Annotated in this window: 11 protein-coding genes and 1 pseudogene; 7 read left to right on the top strand and 5 right to left on the bottom strand. The window is 57.4% G+C overall.

Annotation, left to right across the window (positions count from 1 at the left end):
• Positions 1-17: 17 nt before the first annotated feature.
• The 6 genes from C7378_RS01425 to C7378_RS01400 all read left to right on the top strand — a co-directional run bounded on the left by C7378_RS01425 (position 18) and on the right by C7378_RS01400 (position 8,990).
• Positions 18-2,108: a PKD domain-containing protein gene (locus tag C7378_RS01425; protein ID WP_131990968.1), complete on the top strand. Its 2,091-nt coding sequence runs from the start codon at positions 18-20 to the stop codon at positions 2,106-2,108.
• Between the two features lie 410 nt (positions 2,109-2,518).
• Positions 2,519-4,264: a thiamine pyrophosphate-dependent enzyme gene (locus C7378_RS01420; protein WP_131990966.1), complete on the top strand. Its 1,746-nt coding sequence runs from the start codon at positions 2,519-2,521 to the stop codon at positions 4,262-4,264.
• A gap of 50 nt (positions 4,265-4,314) precedes the next feature.
• A complete protein-coding gene (locus C7378_RS01415; RefSeq protein ID WP_243647982.1) occupies positions 4,315-5,403 on the top strand; it encodes an enolase C-terminal domain-like protein in 1,089 nt (362 codons plus the stop codon).
• A 172-nt stretch (positions 5,404-5,575) separates the two neighbouring features.
• A complete protein-coding gene (locus C7378_RS01410) occupies positions 5,576-6,544 on the top strand; it encodes a hypothetical protein (protein ID WP_243647981.1) in 969 nt (322 codons plus the stop codon).
• On the top strand, positions 6,541-7,296 hold the full coding sequence (locus C7378_RS01405) for a gluconate 2-dehydrogenase subunit 3 family protein (protein WP_131990964.1): 756 nt from the start codon (positions 6,541-6,543) through the stop codon (positions 7,294-7,296). Before C7378_RS01410 ends, C7378_RS01405 begins: the two co-directional genes overlap by 4 nt.
• Positions 7,297-7,337: 41 nt before the next feature.
• Positions 7,338-8,990: a GMC family oxidoreductase gene (locus C7378_RS01400; RefSeq protein ID WP_131990962.1), complete on the top strand. Its 1,653-nt coding sequence runs from the start codon at positions 7,338-7,340 to the stop codon at positions 8,988-8,990.
• Between the two features lie 208 nt (positions 8,991-9,198).
• Here the strand turns inward: C7378_RS01400 and C7378_RS01395 are convergent, their stop codons facing one another.
• Both C7378_RS01395 and C7378_RS01390 read right to left on the bottom strand, forming a co-directional pair.
• Positions 9,199-11,781: a glycoside hydrolase family 2 TIM barrel-domain containing protein gene (locus C7378_RS01395; RefSeq protein ID WP_131990960.1), complete on the bottom strand. Its 2,583-nt coding sequence runs from the start codon at positions 11,779-11,781 to the stop codon at positions 9,199-9,201.
• Positions 11,778-12,506 (bottom strand): TetR/AcrR family transcriptional regulator, encoded by a 729-nt coding sequence (locus C7378_RS01390; RefSeq protein WP_131990958.1) that lies wholly within the window; start codon positions 12,504-12,506, stop codon positions 11,778-11,780. Before C7378_RS01390 ends, C7378_RS01395 begins: the two co-directional genes overlap by 4 nt.
• 418 nt (positions 12,507-12,924) lie before the next feature.
• Between C7378_RS01390 and C7378_RS01385 the strand changes: the two genes are divergently transcribed.
• Entirely contained in the window at positions 12,925-13,101 is a 177-nt protein-coding gene (locus tag C7378_RS01385; RefSeq protein ID WP_207901292.1) for a cytochrome b N-terminal domain-containing protein, read from the top strand.
• 301 nt (positions 13,102-13,402) lie between these two features.
• Here C7378_RS01385 and C7378_RS18120 read toward each other — a convergent pair.
• From C7378_RS18120 to C7378_RS01370, 3 genes and pseudogenes are all read right to left on the bottom strand, one after another.
• Positions 13,403-13,606: pseudogene (locus C7378_RS18120) on the bottom strand (nitrilase-related carbon-nitrogen hydrolase); the annotation flags it as partial.
• 257 nt (positions 13,607-13,863) lie between these two features.
• Positions 13,864-15,627: an alpha-amylase family glycosyl hydrolase gene (locus C7378_RS01375; RefSeq protein ID WP_131990954.1), complete on the bottom strand. Its 1,764-nt coding sequence runs from the start codon at positions 15,625-15,627 to the stop codon at positions 13,864-13,866.
• Entirely contained in the window at positions 15,624-17,861 is a 2,238-nt protein-coding gene (locus C7378_RS01370) for a GH92 family glycosyl hydrolase (protein ID WP_131990952.1), read from the bottom strand. The genes C7378_RS01375 and C7378_RS01370 overlap by 4 nt, the downstream gene beginning before the upstream one ends.
• Positions 17,862-17,864 lie beyond the last annotated feature (3 nt).

Genomic DNA, 17,864 nt, shown 5'->3' with positions numbered 1-17,864 from the left:
TCTTGGAGCTTCGGACAATGCCAGTATGGTTTCTGAGGGCGACGACCGCCCGGACGCGCATCTGCCTTCTTTTCACTCTGCTGACCAGCCTGTTATCCCAGGCAAAAACAACAGCCCTGGTCACCCTCTATCCCATACCTCAGGAAGTCAGCTCGAGCCATTTTCTGGTCAGCGTCAATGGCCGGATAACACCGGTGCTCCACGCCGCTGCGAATTACTACATGTTGAATTTCGACACGGGGGGTGCCGCAACAATATCTGTTACCGCAAGCAATACCCACTATTGGGATGCGGGTGTGGAGGTCCAGCCGATGCGGCTAGGAATTCGCCCGCGGCGCAACGGCGCAACCATCACCTTTGACATCACGGGCCCCGTCAAACTCTCTATCACCCGCCCCGGTGATCATTTCGCTGAGTCGGAAATGCTGTTTCTCTTTGCAAACGCACCCGACCAATCCGGCATCACCGCGCAGACGCCGGGCGTCCGCTACTATGCCGCGGGCGTGCATCATGGGAGCATCAATCCACAGAGCGGCGACACCGTGTACCTCGCCGGAGGAGCCGTCGTCTTCGGCGCGCTTAACCTGTGGCAGGTGCATGATGTCAAGGTGTTAGGACGCGGCACAATCATTTACAACGGCCCCCAAAGTCCCGACCGTGATGAAGGCTGGATGCACAAGCGTGACTGGCACGTCATCGTAATGGACAATGCTGACAACATTGTCATTGATGGCATTACAGGCATCGTACGCAGCCGCACATGGATGGTGCAGATGCGTGACTCCCGCCACATCGTCTTCCGCAATGTAAAGATCATCGGCGGCGGCCCGGGCAATGCTAATCAGGATGGCATGGATTGGCTCGGTGGCGGAGATACCCTGGTCGATGACAGCTTTATCCGCGCCGCTGACGACATTTTCGCAATGTACGGCAACTGGGATGGCTACGAAGAGAAGGCATTGACCATGCCCGGCCATGAGGTCAGCAATATCGTCATTCAGAACAGCGTCCTTTCGACCAGCATCTCGAATGTCGTAAGAGTCGGCTGGCCGAAAAAGGTCTTTGACAGTCATGGCTTCGTCATGCGGAACTCTGATGTGATGCATATGGGCTTTGGCGCATGCGGCGCTCCATTTGCGCTCTTTGAAGTCTGGGCTGACCCAGAAGGCAGGGGGGAGCACAGCGGATATAAATTTGAAAATATCCGTCTGGAAGACTGGTATTCATTGGTTCAACTGCGGCAGCCGAATCCTTCCGTGCACGATGTTACCTTCCAAAGCATCTGGGCAATGGATGGGCCCGGGATGGTGCCGTCCGTTCTAAAAGGCGATATATACGGTGTGAGTCTTGATGGCGTAGATACCGGCGCCGGGAACGCCCTCAGCGATGCAGATCTGCCACTTGCGGTAGAAGCAGGCGCCGGACAGCCCACCTACAAAAGAGCCTGGCTCGATGCCAGCTTCGACTACTCGCATGGCCTTCTTCGACCAGGTAAAAAGATTGTATTCAAAGCAAGAGGTCCGAAAGACAAAAGGCTGCACTACCATTGGCTGCTTGGCGACGGATCAACAGCAGATGGGCAGAAGCTTCATCATGTCTTTCCTGATACAGAAGGAACATTGCTGGATGGTTCAGGCCGCTTTCGAGTGCTGCTGCACGTCTGGGATGACGCCGGGCACAATGCATGGAGCTCGCAATCCTTAGTGATCGCTTCGCGACTACATCCACCGGTCACACCAGATATCAGTCCAGCTACGACGCCGTCCAATAGCGGCATCCTTGACCGGTATGTTCGCGTGCCCGCGGATGGCGGCTACACCTTCACGCTGCTGACCAGCATGGATGCCACCTTGGCGATCGATAGCATTGAGCCAGCGCACAGCCCCAGCGCCCGTGCGCAAGTATGCGGCTCGCAGGGCAATGCAGTGCAACCCATTCGCATGAGCGCTGCCCTGAGTAAAGGCTGGCACCACATTCGAATTCGGCGTAGCGGCGGACAGGACAATGCGACCAACTCCAGAAGCAACGGACCATTGCTTCTGTGGCAAGGCCCGCGGCTCAGACTGCAGCCAATCCCAGACACAGCTTACTTTCGCTCTGCACCCTAAAGAAGACATCGAGCAGCAGCTAATTACGTGCTTCAAGGCTCTTAGATCGTTCCCTATCCAACTGCAGATAACCAGATCTCGAGGCGGCGATGATGGTAGCACGACAGCGTCGCCCGGTTCTGGAACCTGTCCTGCGGCGGATGTGCTCTCTTCTCCGGCCTGCGCGGATGATCCCGAAGATCCACGTGTTGCTGGATATTCTAGGGGACTATATCGGGACCGATCGTAACCCACGTCTTCGGCAACAAGGGGAGAAAGGCTTCTTCACAGATCCTGGACTTGCGCCAACACATCTCGATTTCAACCACTAAGGTTCGATCATTCTGGCTTTTGAACAAAACCCGGCTAAACGAATCCGCGTCCTAACTAGTGTCCCGCACGGAATGGACATTCTGTTTCTGGAGACCCCAATGAGCGATGCCTCAGATGTACTCGTCGAACGACTCCTTGCGTGGGGCGTCGATACAGTGTTCGGCCTGCCAGGGGATGGCATCAATGGAGTCTTTGAGGCTCTTCGGAAAGAGAAAGAGCAGATTCGCTTCATCCACGCTCGTCACGAAGAATCTGCAGCGTTCATGGCTTGCGCCTATGCCAAGTTCACTGGCCGGCTCGGGGTTTGCATTGCGACCTCCGGTCCAGGCGGAATTCATCTCCTGAACGGTCTCTATGACGCAAAGATGGACCATGCACCCGTGCTCGCAATTACCGGTATGCAGCACAGCGATCTGGTGGGCACCTTCACCCAGCAGGATGTAGCTCTCGACAAACTCTTCATGGATGTGGCGGTTTATAACGAGCGCGTCATGAGTGGCGCGCACATGGAGGCTGTTGCCGATCTAGCAATTCGCACAGCCCTGTCGTCGCGGGGCGTTGCTCATATTACGATTCCCGTGGATGTGCAGGTACTGGAAGCCAAAAAGGGCCGCTCCCAGCGAAACCCTGTCCATCACACGTCCGCAGTTCCAGCCTACTTTGATCAAGTACCGGCGCGCGTCGAACTTGAGCATGCAGCCGACATTCTGAACCGAGGGAAAAAGATTGCGATTCTTGCCGGTCAAGGCGCGCTCCATGCCACGCAGGAACTGGAGGAGACTGCAGAAGCGCTCGGCGCTCCCATCATCAAAGCCTTGCTGGGCAAAGCTGCCGTACCCGATGACAGCCCCTACACAACGGGAGGCATTGGCCTCCTCGGCACCGAGCCATCGCAGGATGCGATTGAGGGATGCGACACACTGTTTATGGTCGGTACGTCTTTCCCCTATATTGAATTTCTGCCCGAACCCGGATCGGTCAAGTGCGTACAGATTGATATTGATCCCCAGCGCATCAGCCTTCGTCATCCGGCAGATGTGGGCCTGGTAGGCGATGCGAAGAACACGCTCCGTTCGCTTCTTCCTCTTCTCGAAAAGCACAATAAGAGTTTCCTGGAAAAGGCGCAGAAAGCGAAGGCAAAATGGGAAAAGCTGATGGAGGAGCGCGGAACCCGAGCGGATAAGCCTATGAAGCCGCAGGTTGTGGGCTGGAAGCTGGGTAAGCGCATTCCTTCGAATGCCATTGTCACTTCAGACTCCGGAACGATTACCACATGGTGGGCCCGCTACGTTCCTGCCTTGCGTGGTCAGAAGCACAGTTGCTCGGGCAATCTAGCTACCATGGCTTGCGGCCTTCCCTATGCCATCGGCGCTGCGGTCGCCTATCCTGACCGTCCCGTTTACTGCATTGTCGGCGATGGTGGACTAAGCATGCTTCTCGGAGAATTGATCACCGTTGCAGCCTACAAGCTGAACATTAAGATTGTCGTGATCAAGAACAATACGCTGGGACAAATTAAGTGGGAGCAGATGGTCTTCCTCGGAAATCCCGAGTATGCCTGCGATCTCTACCCGGCGGATTTCGTGGCGATTGCACGCGGAGCGGGAATCGAGGCCATCCAGATAGATGATCCCGAGACCTGCGGCGCTCAGCTCGATAGTGTTATCACGCGGTCGGGGCCTGTCCTGATCGAAGCGGTAGTTGATCAGTTCACTCCACCGATGCCGGCAAAAATCAAGGCATCCCAGGCTCTCAAACTAGCCGAAGCATTGGCCCGCGGCGAGCCGAATCGCATGAAAATCGCGCTCACCAATGCACACGATACTGTGCGCGAACTGATTTAAATCCCACGCAACGAGGAACCGTCGTGAAAATAGAGCGGTCGGAGATATCGGTGCAGGAGGTAGATATCTCTACCTACACCATACCGACCGATGCGCCGGAGGGAGACGGGACCCTCCAGTGGGACACAACGACTCTCATCGTCTGCCGAATTCATGCTGCCGGCAAAATAGGATTCGGCTACAGCTATGGAAACCGAGCAACGGGATCCATCGCGGACCATCTCGCCACTCAGTGCCTCTTGCACCGCTCGGCGCTTGATATACCGGCTCTACACACGTCCATGGTTGAGCAGGTACGCAACGACGGGAGCCGCGGCATTTGCTCCATGGCCATCTCCGCCCTCGACACAGCCCTTTGGGACCTCAAGGCGAAGCTCGTAGGTGCTTCCCTCTTGGATCTGTTGGGCGCTGCTCAAAACAGTGTGGCCGCTTACGGCAGCGGAGGATTTACCACCTATAGCACCCAGCAGCTTACAGCCCAGTTGTCCGGGTGGATAGCCGAGGGTATGAAGAGCGTAAAAATGAAGGTCGGAGCGGACCCATCTGCAAATCTGCAACGTGTGCGTGTGGCACGCGAAGCCATTGGATCAAAGGCCGATCTCTTCATGGATGCGAATGGCGCCTTCAATGCCAAGCAAGCGATCGCGTTCGCGGCGCGATGCGAAGAGTTCAACGTGACATGGTTTGAAGAACCCGTGAGTTCTGACGATCTCAATGGTCTGCGGATGGTGCGGGATCGTGGCCCCAGCGGCATGGAGATTGCCGCCGGAGAGTACGGCTACGATTCTTTCTACTTCCAGCGTATGCTTGCCTCCCACGCCGTCGACGTTCTCCAGTTGGACGCGACCAGATGCAAGGGAATTACCGGCTTTCTGCAGGGAGCGGCCGTCGCATCGAGTTTCGGATGTCCTCTCTCCGCTCATTGCGCGCCGTCGCTTCACATGCACGTGGGCTGTGTTATCCCAGGGTTCCGCCATGTCGAATATTTCCACGACCACGTGCGCATTGAAGAGATGCTCTTTGATGGATTCATTCGACCTGAGGGTGGCGAGCTGACGCCTGACCGGTCACGGCCCGGTCTAGGCCTTGCCTTTAAGGATCGTGATGCCGAGCGCTTCCTTACGTGGAGGAACAGATGACCTGCGACATCAGCCAGCTTAGCTTCAGAAGTACTCCGCTATCCCCGAAGTTCCACGCCGCATCGAGAACTATACCCGCTCCTCCACGACCGGACCGGATGCCGATACCGAATGCGATTCTCAAGGAAAGAGCCCGAACCCAGGCCCACGCCGGGCGCGAAGGGAAGATGGCATGAGCTTCATTCTAACGACAGCATTGGAGCGTAGCGCCAATCGCAGTCTTCCGGAACCCTTGTCTGGAGCGGTGACCACGGCGCTCGAGCACCTGCGTAAAGGCTGTTTTCAGCGCAGTCTTTGCCTCGTCGTCTCAGCGACGAGTGTCGCCAGTGGTCTTGAAGTTGGATACGAGCATTACAAAGGCAGCTACAGCAACCCTGTAATGTATACCCCGGTAGCGTTGAGCGCAGCGCTGGCGGGGGCTGGGCTCCTGGGGTTTTTCAGCGGCGTAGCTGCCCGAACACTTCTACGCTGGATAAGCGTCATCACTCTCGCCGATGGAATTATCGGATTTTTCTTTCATATCCGGGGTGTAGCGCGAAAGCCCGGAGGGTGGAAACTTCCGGTAACGAACATCGTTATGGGCCCACCAATCTTTGCGCCATTGCTCTTCGGAACGAGCGCCTATCTAGGGCTGATGGCCTCGTATTTGCGGCGTGAAGAAGATCTTCACAGCGTGGCAGGTCGGGTTCACAACGCAATCAGCGAATTCGCACCGGGAAAGGCTGACTGGCGTACCAACCTCCGCTACGGAAGATTTCAAAAGCATCTTTCTTCCGTTACCGTTCTCTGGGCCTTCTTCAGTGGCTTTGAAGCCCTCTACTCGCATTACAAAGCCAACTTTCGTTACAAGGCACAGTGGTCGCCGGTGCTGCTGACCCCGCTGGTCATGGCGGCTGGCATCGGGGCGGTGAAGAGCCGTCGCATTGCCAATACAGCTCTTCCCGCCGCTTCCGCTCTCGCGCTGGCCGATGGTGCCATCGGCTTCTACTATCACGTGCGCGGTATCACGCGACGGCCGGGCGGAGTGAAGAAGCCGCTTTACAACACCCTTTATGGCCCTCCTGTTTTCGCGCCGTTGCTCTTTGCGGCGTGCGGATTCTTGGGATTAATGGCCAGCCTGCTGCGCCGGGAGAAAAAATGAGCCGGAAATCATTTCCATACAAGCCATCAGGGGGTGACCTGCGGGATCTCGAGCAGCCTGGCTATTACGCCGGGTATAGCACCCTGGCACAGAAGAAGCACTGGGAAGCGGCAACGCGAGAGCTCGTCACCCATCGCGTGGACAAAACTCCTTCTACCATCCGCTTCTTCTCTCAGGAAGAAGCGGATGTGCTCACTGCAATCATCGATCGCTTGATGCCGCAGGACGACCGCGCCTCCATGCGCACGATTTCCGTCCTTCCTGTTATCGATGAGCGGCTCTTCACAAATTCCCTGAATGGTTTTCGCTATGAGGATATGCCGTCAGATCGTGAGGCTTACAGGTTGGGCATCAATGCCATCAATGAAATGGCTCTATCCCGTTTCGACCAGTCATTCATTGGCCTCCCCGTGCATCGGCAGGAGCTCATCCTGAAGTCGCTCCATGATGGAAAGCCAGATCCTGAGCATCCCACATGGCAGCGGATGCCGGTACATCGCTTCTGGGCTCTGTTAATGGAGGACTGCGTGACAGCCTATTACTCCCATCCCTGGGCATGGGATGAGATTGGCTTCGGTGGTCCGGCTTATCCTCGCGGCTACATGCGGCTGGAACATGGCCTTCCAGAGCCTTGGGAGAAAGACGAACAACGCTATGAATGGAATGCGCCCGCCGATTCTCTTTCAGAGCTCGATGAAGAGGGCGCTCCTCCGGAACACAGCTCGCTGCACGGTCATGGAGGAACTCACTGATGCCGCATCGCCTAGGTCCTATGCAGACGCTTCCTTCGCCCATGCAAAGGTTTGCGGACAGCGATCCGGTCGACTATTGCATCGTGGGCGCTGGCTCCGCCGGCGGAGTGCTGGCGCAACGGCTGGCCCGCGCAGGCTTTCGCGTGGTCGCACTCGAGGCAGGTCCTTTCTGGGATACGGAAAAGGATTGGGTAAGCGACGAGAAGGGTTCTCACGAACTCTACTGGAATGATCTCCGCATCACTGGTGGTACACATCCCCTTGCATTGGGCTCGAACAACAGCGGCAAAGGTGTCGGTGGAGGCTCGGTACACTGGGCAGCCTTCACTCCTCGTCTTCACCCCTCTGATTTTCGTGTTTACACACAAGACGGAGTCGGCGCCGATTGGCCCATCTCGTATTGGGATCTGAAACCCTACTATGAACTGCTGGAGCGCGAGCTTCCCGTTGCCGGCCCAGCATGGTTTCCTTGGGGAGATCCACACGGTCATCCTTATGGACCACACCCACTAGGCGGCGTAGGCGATGTTCTGGTGCGCGGGTGTACGAAGCTCGGCCTTCGCTCCGTCGCAGGCGGGCCAGTCGGAATCCTCAGCGCCTCACACGGAGATCGCCCCCACTGCATCTATCGCGGTTTCTGCCTGCAGGGCTGCAAGGTGGGCGCGAAGGCGAGCACCTTGATCACTCATGTGCCCGACGCGATTCGCCACGGCGCCGAGATTCGCGCGCATGCGATGGTAGCCCGCATCAATTTGCGTAACGATGGCAGGGTCGATGGTGTTGTCTATATCGATCGCGAGGGCAAGGAACATTTCCAGCGCGCCCGTGCCGTCATCGTCTCCGCCTACTCAATTGAAACCCCGCGATTACTGCTCAACTCAGCCTGCACCGGGCACCGTCATGGCCTCGCCAACTCCAGTGGAACAGTCGGGAAATATCTCATGGCGCAGGCTGGAAACGTAGTTGCAGGACGATTCGATCAGTTGATTCGGCTCTATAAGGCTCCGCCGGCCCATGCTCTCACAGAGGAGTTTTACGAGACTGACAAGAGCCGCGATTTTGCACGTGGCTTTGCCGTCCAGACGGTCGGTCCCCTCCCCGTAGCTTTCGCAAAGCAGATGGTTGCCGCCATGGGTGCATGGGGCTGGGGTCTTCGTCGCGTCATGATGGACTACAACCACTGGGCTGCTTTTGGAGTTCTGGGCGAAATCCTGCCCTGGCAAGATAATTGTGTCGAACTGGCTGAAGAGAAGGATCAATATGGCCTACAGGTCGCCAAGGTCACCTTCAACCTCCATGACAACGATAAGAAGTTGATTGAATTCGCAAAGAACAAGGTGATGGAGATCATGTCGGCTGCCGGCGCGAAACACGTTGTGCAGGAAGCGCGCTTCGCGCATCTGGTAGGCGCAGCGCGAATGGGGAACGATCCATCTACCTCCGTCGTCGATAAGTTCGGTCGCACTCACGACATCCCGAACCTCTTTGTCTGCGATGGGAGCATCCTGCCCACGCAGGGCTCTGCGAACCCGGGCCTCACCATACAGGCCCTGGCTGCGCGAACCGCGGACTACCTGATTAAGCAGGGCGAAAACATCTTCTTTTCGAATCGACGGGACCTGAGCGAACCCGGCATCCGCTACGATCTCAGTCCACCTTATACACACTTCCGAGGGAACCCGCGTATCGCATAACGCGACAGCCTCGTCCGTGCGTAAAGCTCAACTAAACCCCTTCGGCCTTGCATCCCTTCGAAGATCGAATCTGGCGATCAAAACGGAAAACATACCGCAGCAAGCCAGCATTGATGCAGGGGAGCGAAGTTGAAGCTGCAGCAGCACAGGTGACAGTGTTCGCATGGCGCCGCGCAGAAGCGCCTCCCCGATATGGTGAGTAGCCCGTTCAACGCAGCTCTGCTCGGGCTTCGGCAACCTTGGCCAGGATGGTCGCCAGCCCGTCGCTCAATCCAGTCGTCTTTGCAGTGACGGTTATCGGCCCGCTCTGCTGCGTTGTCCTAATCACAACAAGAGCGCGCCCTTGAAATAGCTTGCGCTTATCGCCCTGATACGAGGCATCGTCCTGGCCGTCGCCGTTGCCCACTGCTACGATGACTCCGGGACCGGTCAGCGAGAACTGTACTTCCTGGTCCGCATGCGCCTCCGGGCGACCGTCTGCATCCACCGCCTCAACCGTGACGAAGGAAAGGTCCTGTCCGTCCGCCTGAACCACGGTACGGTCCGGAGTTACTCGCAGGCCGGTTGCCTTGCCCGCTGTCGTAAGCACGCTTTCCGCAACCACCCGACCGCCTCGTATGCCCACCGCTTTCAACGTTCCCGAAATGTAGGGAACTGAAAACGTCGCTTTGAACTCTTGCTCGCGGCCCGTTGGCTTTTCCCCGATGAGCTTGTCGTTCAGAAACAGGCGAACCCTCTCCGTACCGGAGTACACCTCAACCTGAAGGTCTTTGCCCTCTTGTCCCGGCCAGTTCCAGGTGGAAAGCGTTGGGTAGGTCGCCCAGCCAACAGCAATAATCTTCTGTCCTTCCGGTTCGGGCAGTCTGACCGTCGCGTACACACGATCACCGCCGTTCCACACAATATCGCGATAGTAGGACTGCGGCTTCCGATAGCCGGTCAAATCCATATCTCCGCACGCCGCAGCATGCCACGGATATCCGTGGAACATGATCGCCATCGCTGCTTTGGTGGCAGGATCAGAGGCGCCCTTGGCCATTTCAGCCATCACATCCACACCGTTGGCCATCCCCAGAAACATCTTGTCGATCGTGGACGAGTTCACCGTCGCGCCCATGATCTGGTCCGCAATCTTTGCCTGTGCCGGAGTTCCGTACGACCATGCACCGATACCGGACTCCCCCAGATAATCCATCGCAGTCCAGGTGAGGTCACCAAGAACATACGGATTGTCCTGAGAGATTTGCCACAGTGGAAAAACCTTGGCCGGATACGACTCCGTGGTTAGCATCATTCGCTCGGGGAATCGGGCATGATCCAACGCATAGGTTGGAATCAGGTTGTAGTTGTAGCCGGTGATATCGAGCTGTGAAAACACGGCGGCCGCATTCGGCGATGTGGTCGTGCCGGGAAAAGCAAGCGTGAGAGGCCGGGTGGCGTCCAGCAAGCGCACCTGGTCGGCTAGTTGCTTGCCAATCACCGGCCCCCGGTCCACCTCCAGCTCAGGAATCTCATTCCCGATTCCCCAGATGATGATCGATGGATGATTGCGATCGCGCAGCACCATGGACGAGATATCGCGCTTCCACCACTCGTCAAAATCCTGGCCGTAATCAAACTTCACCTTGTGTGCCTTCCACGTGTCAAAAGGCTCGTCCAACACCAGCAGGCCAAGCCGATCGCATGCATTCAGGAATGCCGGCGATGGCGGGTTGTGAGCTGTTCGCACGGCGTTGTAGCCAGCCGCTTTCAACAGTTCCACTTTGCGTTCTTCCGCGCGGTCAAATGCTGCGGCCCCAAGCGGGCCGTTGTCATGATGGACGCTGCCGCCCACGAGCTTGACTGCCCTTCCATTCAGGAGCAGTCCCGTCTCCGCCGACCATGAGAGCGACCGGATTCCGAATGGCGTCTCGACCCGGTCGATCACCTTGCCATCTTTGCGCAGTTGACAAACCGCACGATATAAAGTCGGCGAAGCAGTCGACCATAACGCAGGACTGGCAACAGCGATCGTTTGCGCGGCCTCGGTTCCCTTCCCCGCAGCGACCGTCAGGACAGACTCAGCTTTGCCTGCTTCGTGTCCCGCGCGGTCATACACTGTCGTTTCGAGTGTGACTACAGTGGACCTCGATGATTCGTTTTCTACTTTCGTCTGAATCGATACCGTAGCCGATTCAGACGAGACCTTCGGCGTCGTGACGAAAACTCCCCAGTGCGCCACATGGGTGGGATCCACGACGACCACGCGCACATGCCGGTAGATGCCTGACCCGCTATACCAGCGACTATTTGGCTGCGCGGAGTTATCTACACGCACAGCCAGAACGTTGGGGCCGGTGAAATTCAGGTCAGGTGTTAGATCAAACGTGAAGCTCGTGTATCCGTAGGGATGCGTTCCCAGCTTATGGCCATTCAGGTACACAGTCGCATCTCTGTACACGCCATCGAATTCGACGCTTACGCGTTTGCCCTGCCAGCTCCCTGCAGTGCTGAACGTCTTGCGGTACCAGCCCACGCCAGCTGGAAAAAAGCCTTCGCCTGCGCCTGTGGGACTGTCTTTCTCGGGGCGGCTTTCAATACTCCAGTCGTGCGGTAGGTTAACTGTGCGCCACGCGCTGTCTGCAAATGAAGGCGCTGCCGCACCGCTCGGGTCACCGAGCATGAACTTCCATCCCGAGTCGGCCGCCAGTTCCAGTCGTGGCGGGTTAGACTGAGCCGCGCTGATCGAACTGGGAATACATGCCTGCAACACGGCGGATATCGCGATCATGATGCGAAGACGCAGTTTCACAAAGTCCTCTTTCCTTTTGAGCCCTTGCGGGCTTTCACTCTAGGGGCCGGTCCATTTTTATTAGAGGGTGCGGGCGCACGCAGGCCAAATTCGACGATGCGGATCATTTCCTTGAACAGGCTGTCAATCGATTGTCCGTATTCCAGCTCCACCTTCGTCCCCAGCGATGCGAGACGCCGCTGCGCACCTATGACCGCATTGATCACCGCATGCAATGTCAGATCAGGGTCCAGGCCCCGTCGGAGAGAACCGTCATCGATGCCTTCTCTGATCAATTTCTTGAAGCCTTCGAAGCCGATGTCGTTGAGTTGTCCTTCAAGTGTCAGAAGACGTTCCACCGGCCAGTCTCGCGCGTACATGGCATCGAACTGCGCCATGAAGCGAATCTTCGCCGAATCATTCGACAGCTGATCGGCCATGTGCTCCAGCAGCGCCATGATCTTCGCAAGCCCCGTCGTTGCGCCTTCGACAGCTATCTTCGCGCGGGCGGAATCTTCCTCGATCATGTCACTGAAGATCGCCCAGACTATGTCGTCCTTCTTCGAGAAATACTCGTAAAGAGTGGAGGCGCGCAACCCGGTCGCAGCCATGATTTCGGCCATTGTGGTCCGATCGATGCCACGCTCATCAAAGATCTCTTTGGCTGCATCGAGAATGCGGCGCCTCTGCCGCTCGCGATGTTGGTGATACGGATTCCCCACTTTGACTTTGGCCTTGGTTGCCATGGTCTCCTGCGCTTTTGTAAATCCGTACTTACTATTCGATTTCGTACTGTAAATACGAATTAACTTATCCCGTAGTTCAATGATTGTCAATCGTGAAATTCAAAGAAGCCTACGAGTGTATTGGGCAGGAAAGGGGGTGTATCTGCATCCTCGCGAGGATGAACTCAGTCTGGTGAACTTCAGTTCGGAGAGATACTGGGTGCAGTTCAACCGGCACATGCAGGAAGAGAGAGCGCGGGCTAATTACTGTAAAGCGGGCATCCGTCGAGCAGTTGCGCCTTATTGTTGTAATGGCTGACCGCAGGCAACGAACGAAGCAGCCTGAATGTCCGCTGACACCACCCGTGTCGCAGTCCTGAGCGCGGTCCACTGCAACGATCGGATGGAGTCCGCAAACTGCCCTAGCAAAAGGACGCATTTGGCACGCATCTTCCTGACCGCCACCTATCGCGAACCGCGAGAGCTAAACTGGCTGATCGGGCCGACTTTGTTGGCGTTGGCACTGGTGGACGGATTCTTTGGCTATTCCATGCTCTACGATCTGCTCTCGGAGACCGGACTGCGCGTCGGGTATCTACTACATTGCTGCCCTTGATGTGCCGGATGCGACTTGGGCGGATTACGACGCGCGGAAGCGGAAGCCCATCGACGCGATACTCGAAGAGGCATCCCAAGACCTCGCAGAGAGACTGAAAGCCGCGATACTTGAGTCGGAGCATGTCGCTATAGCTCGTCGCTTTAGGGAATTCATCAAAGCACGCGTTGGGCCGGAGTTTTATCGAACAGAGGCCGAAGGAACATTGAATTCTGTCACACAGCAGGACTTGGAGCTCGGGCAGGACATTGATCTTGCGATGCTTCCAAAGGATCTTCCCGTTCTTGTCGATGAGCAGGGCGGAATCGTAGAGGTGGTTGCCGTCTTTTTCATCGATACCGATCGCGATCATGAGTTTGTATTCTCTGGCCAGGGTTGCCAGGCGGTCGCTGTCGAGGCCGGGTATGGGCTGGGCGAGTTGATGGGCGTCCGGATTTTCCCAGCCGAGGATTGAGGATTCTGGGAAGAGGGCGATGTTGGCGTGCTGCGCGGCCGCTTGGTCCAAAGCATACTCAATGCGGCGGTAGTTGCCCTCGCGGTCGCTATCAACGTACGCCTTATCGTTCGCGGGAAATAGGAATCCTATGCGGAGAATAGTACCTCTTTTCTTTACGTCTCAGCGAACGGAGAAGAGTGCGAAGGAGTCAGCGGGCACGGTCACTTCAAGCCTTCCACCGTCCAACTTGGCCGTGCCGCCAGCAGCCGGTGCCAGCGGCTCAAATCGGCTACAACCCGCTAGCGCCGTGGCGAATGTCGAAATGCTTAGAGTGCGTGGGGACGTGCTCTTGTTGACGACAGAAAGAACCGCATCTTCCGACACGCCGGGGTTGCATCCCTTAAGGCTGGCGGTGCGCGCGAAAACCATCGCGGTGTCATCCGCGAAGAGATCCTCCTGGGGGGCGCCTTGCAGGACAGGATGACTCTTGCGAGCGGCCAACAGAGCAGAGGTCCAGGCAAACGTAGACTGCTGATCCGCAGTGCGCGTGGAGGCCGAAAAAGCAGACGGCGACGCGCCAGACCCATTGGCGGGAAAGCCACCGGGAAAGTCCCGGCGGTTGTCTGGGCCTCACCGCCGGGCATGGCAATTTCGTCCCCCGAGTAAAGCTCGGGAGTGCCGCGCAGAGTGGCCATCAGCCCCAACGCTTCTTTGAGGCGGGGCAACGAGCCATGAGCTTCGGTGAAGAAACGCGTCTGGTCGTGGTTGCCAAAGAACTGGACGAGGCGATCCGGGTGCGGGTAAAGCGAGTCCTGACGAAGGATCGCGCTCAGCTCCGTCATGGGCTTGTCATGGGCCAGAACGTCTCGGATCGCGAAGAAGACCGGGTAGTCAAACGGCGTGTCGAGACCGGTATCGATACCCTCATGTTCTCTGCCGCCGGCGAAGAAGGAGGTCAGGACGGGATCTCGATACAGCACTTCGCCCACCGTGGTCAGATGCGGAAAGGCCGCGTGCAGGGCGGCGTGGTAGTCGTGCCAGAAAGGGCGGCCGACCCATTGGAATGTATCGAGGCGAATAGCGTCCAGTTGTGCGGTTTCGACCCACCACAGCGCGTTCTGAATCAGGTATTGCGAAACCAGCGGGTTCTCCTGGTTCATGTCCGGCATGGCATCGGTGAACCAGCTGTCGGCAAGGAGACTTTTACTTGCGGCCGTGGCATGCGGATCGATCAGGTTGTAGATATCGCGATCGTAGTTGAAGTTTGGCCCGCCAAGCTTGGGATGATTGGCCAGTGTGCCGTGAAACCAGTTGGGCGTCGGTGGATCAAGCACCCATGGATGTTGCACACCAATATGGTTGGGAACCAGGTCGATGATCAGCTTGATGCCGTGAGCATGCAGAGAAGCGGAAAGCTTCTTGTACTCGTCCAAGGTGCCGAAATGCGAATCGATCGCGTAATAGTTGGTGGCCGCATAGCCGTGATACGACTCTGGCATGGCGCCGTTGTCGTAAACCGGCGTGGTCCAGATCGCGGTGACGCCAAGAGACTGCAAGTAGTCGATATGCTGCTCGATGCCGGCAAAGTCGCCCCCGTGCCAGCCGCGCACCTTCTTGCGATCGTAGCCGTCAGGGCTCGACGCGGGGCGGTTGCTGGCCGGGTCGCCATCGGCGAACCGGTCTGTCATAACCAGATAGATCACGTCGCTGGGATCGAAGCCACGATGGGCGCCTGCGGGTTCAGTGCGTGGCTTTAGCCGAAATGGATGGGCGGCGCGACCGTCTCCATTGGTTGCCACGATGTCGATCATCTGCGGCTTGGCCGCTGTGGTCTTGAGCCAAAGGAACGCCCAGTGGCCGTTGGGTGAAACCCGGGTGCGCTCAACTTCGACTCCATGCGCCTGGATGGATAGCTTGGCACGGTCGAGGCCGGTTCCATGGATCAGCAGCATGGGATCGGGGAGCTGGATGAACCAGTCAGGAGGGTCAATCGAATCGATTGCAGGCCTTTCCCCGAATAGCAACGCTGCAGAAGGTAAGAGCAGGAGCGCAAGAAGGAGGCAGCGAAGGGCGGACGGAATAACTCTCATGAAGGACCTCTGCAGTTATCTTTGGCCTGGAAGAGGAGTTGGCCGCCAGCGGCGAGTGCCTGATGGCTGACCGTCGGGCCGTGGATCACAACTCCGCGAAGACTGACGCTTGTGACGCAGAATCGCGCGTGAGCCGTGCCCGGAGAGACGATCTGCAGCGGTTCTCGGCCAGGGATACGAATCCTAATGTATTTGGTCAGCGGCTTGCCGAGGACATACTGGCCACTTGCCGGTTGTACCGGGTAGAAACCCATCGTGGCAAAGATATACCACGCGCTCATCTGACCCGCATCGTCATTTCCAATGATTCCGTCGGGGGTGTCGCGATAAAAGCTGGTAGCGATTTGATGAACGCGTTCCTGCCCTCGGCAAGGGGTGCTCGAAAAGGCGTATAGCCATGCAATGTGATGGCTAGGCTCGTCGCCGTGGGCGTATTGTCCAATCTGCGCTTCTTGCCCAAGATATTTGTTGACGCCGTGATTGGGGATAGTAAAGAAGCGATCCAGCATCGCAGTGAAGCCATCTCTTCCGCCCATCGCCGCGACCAGGCCGTCGACATCGTGCAGAGCCGGCGCCCATGTGTACTGCCACGCATTGGCTTCCGTATAGTCGCCAGGATTGTTTAATGGCGAAGTCACGGCGACCGGGTCAAACGGTGTCCTCCACACGCCCTTGCTGTCACGACCGCGCGCCAGGTGCGTCTCCGGGTCCATGAGGGAGCGCCAGCTTTGAGCGCGTTTGCTGAATCGCCTCCGGTTTTCTACGTCGCCCAGCATGCCGGCCATGCGCGCCGTAGCGTCATCTCCCACTCCGGCTTCCATGGTGCGGGAAACAGCCTCCCCATTTACCTTGTCGATAGGGAAATAGCCGTATTGGTCATACACTTCCCAGTCGGAAGTGGAGTTGTCAGAAAGTGTGTGGTTGATTGTGGAGGCGTGAATCATCGCCGCCAACGCCCGCTGGCCATCGAAGCCGCGAAAGCCGTCAGCCCATGCAGTTGCGATGGTAGGCAACGCGGGGTTGCCGATCATGGTGTTGGTCTCGGCGCCCCAGATCGGCCAAAGCGGGAGGTAGCCCTGCGCATCTCCCTGATCAAGCAACGTTTCGATAAAATCGTCGATTCGCTCCGGAACGATGAGCGCATCCAGAGGGAATCCGGCGCGGAAGGTATCCCATAACGAAAAGGTCGAATAGTGGAGGCGCTTGCCGCTGTTTCGAATCTTGCCATCTGGACCGCGGTAACGACCGTCTCGATCGGAGAGAACACTGGGATGCAAAAGGCAGTGATAGAGCGCGGTGTAGAAGATCCGCTTCTGTGTCACCGGAGCCGTGAGCGTGATGCGGCTCAGCAGCGCATTCCATTCCTCGTTTGACTCCTTTACAACGGAGTCAAAATCCCATCCCGGCAGTTCGGCGAGATTGCCCTTGGCTCCTTCTACATCTGTGCTGGTGACGGAGATCTTCACCAGCAGTTGCTTGCTTTCCCCTGTTTCAAAGGCCAATAGGTAGCGCGGAGCCTTTGCTCCTCGAGTGGCCGGGAGTACAGTCACATCCACGATTGGATGATTGAAAACAACAGCGAAGGCGATGGTTCGCGTGGTCCAGGCGTGAACTCGCTCATGCCCTACGATGCGGTCGGCGCCTGGAGTTATATCGCTTTCGATAACCCTGGGCGGACCAAATTCGCTGATCAATCCATGTTGAAAATCGGCCAGCACATAGACGCGTCCGCGGTGGCTGTAGGTGTATCGGTGCAGGGCGACGCGAAGCGTTGAAGTCAGTTCCACCCGCGCCCCATTGCGGCGGAGAGTCACCGCGTAATACCCGGGTCGAGCGGTCTCACTGGACTTGTCGTAGGTGCTGCCGAAATCACTCAGGCGCTTTTCGGCGAGCGGCTGCAACAGTATGTCGCCCAACTCATCGACGCCGGTTCCACTGGCATGGGTTTGGGAGAACCCAAGAATGTTAGGGGCTCGATACTGGTAGCCGCTGGTGAAGTCCCAACCGCCCTCTGCGTTGTCTGGGCCGGGCTGGACCATGCCAAAGGGGCGGCTGGGTCCGGGAAACGTGTGGCCAGTCCCATCGGTGCCAATGAAAGTATTCACCAGGTCGGCTGGGCGCAGAGTTGGTTGGGCATTTCCGTTGACCGTGGCCAGCAAAGCGAGCAGGCCTGTGATGGCAAGAAACACCATCCGTTGTTCGTTTTTGGATGCCTTTGGTAAATACAAATTCATGCT

The organism is Acidipila rosea (assembly GCF_004339725.1).
Lineage (GTDB): Bacteria > Acidobacteriota > Terriglobia > Terriglobales > Acidobacteriaceae > Acidipila > Acidipila rosea.
This window is presented reverse-complemented; position numbering and strand designations above follow the sequence as displayed.

What these genes read in the sequence shown, in the direction of transcription:
- C7378_RS01410 (WP_243647981.1), top strand. Translation starts at nt 5,576, where the DNA reads ATGAGCTTCATTCTAACGACAGCATTGGAGCGTAGCGCCAATCGCAGT.
- C7378_RS01390 (WP_131990958.1), bottom strand. Translation starts at nt 12,506, where the DNA reads ATGGCAACCAAGGCCAAAGTCAAAGTGGGGAATCCGTATCACCAACAT.
- C7378_RS01405 (WP_131990964.1), top strand. Translation starts at nt 6,541, where the DNA reads ATGAGCCGGAAATCATTTCCATACAAGCCATCAGGGGGTGACCTGCGG.
- C7378_RS01400 (WP_131990962.1), top strand. Translation starts at nt 7,338, where the DNA reads ATGCAAAGGTTTGCGGACAGCGATCCGGTCGACTATTGCATCGTGGGC.
- C7378_RS01375 (WP_131990954.1), bottom strand. Translation starts at nt 15,627, where the DNA reads ATGAGAGTTATTCCGTCCGCCCTTCGCTGCCTCCTTCTTGCGCTCCTG.
- C7378_RS01425 (WP_131990968.1), top strand. Translation starts at nt 18, where the DNA reads ATGCCAGTATGGTTTCTGAGGGCGACGACCGCCCGGACGCGCATCTGC.
- C7378_RS01370 (WP_131990952.1), bottom strand. Translation starts at nt 17,861, where the DNA reads ATGAATTTGTATTTACCAAAGGCATCCAAAAACGAACAACGGATGGTG.
- C7378_RS01420 (WP_131990966.1), top strand. Translation starts at nt 2,519, where the DNA reads ATGAGCGATGCCTCAGATGTACTCGTCGAACGACTCCTTGCGTGGGGC.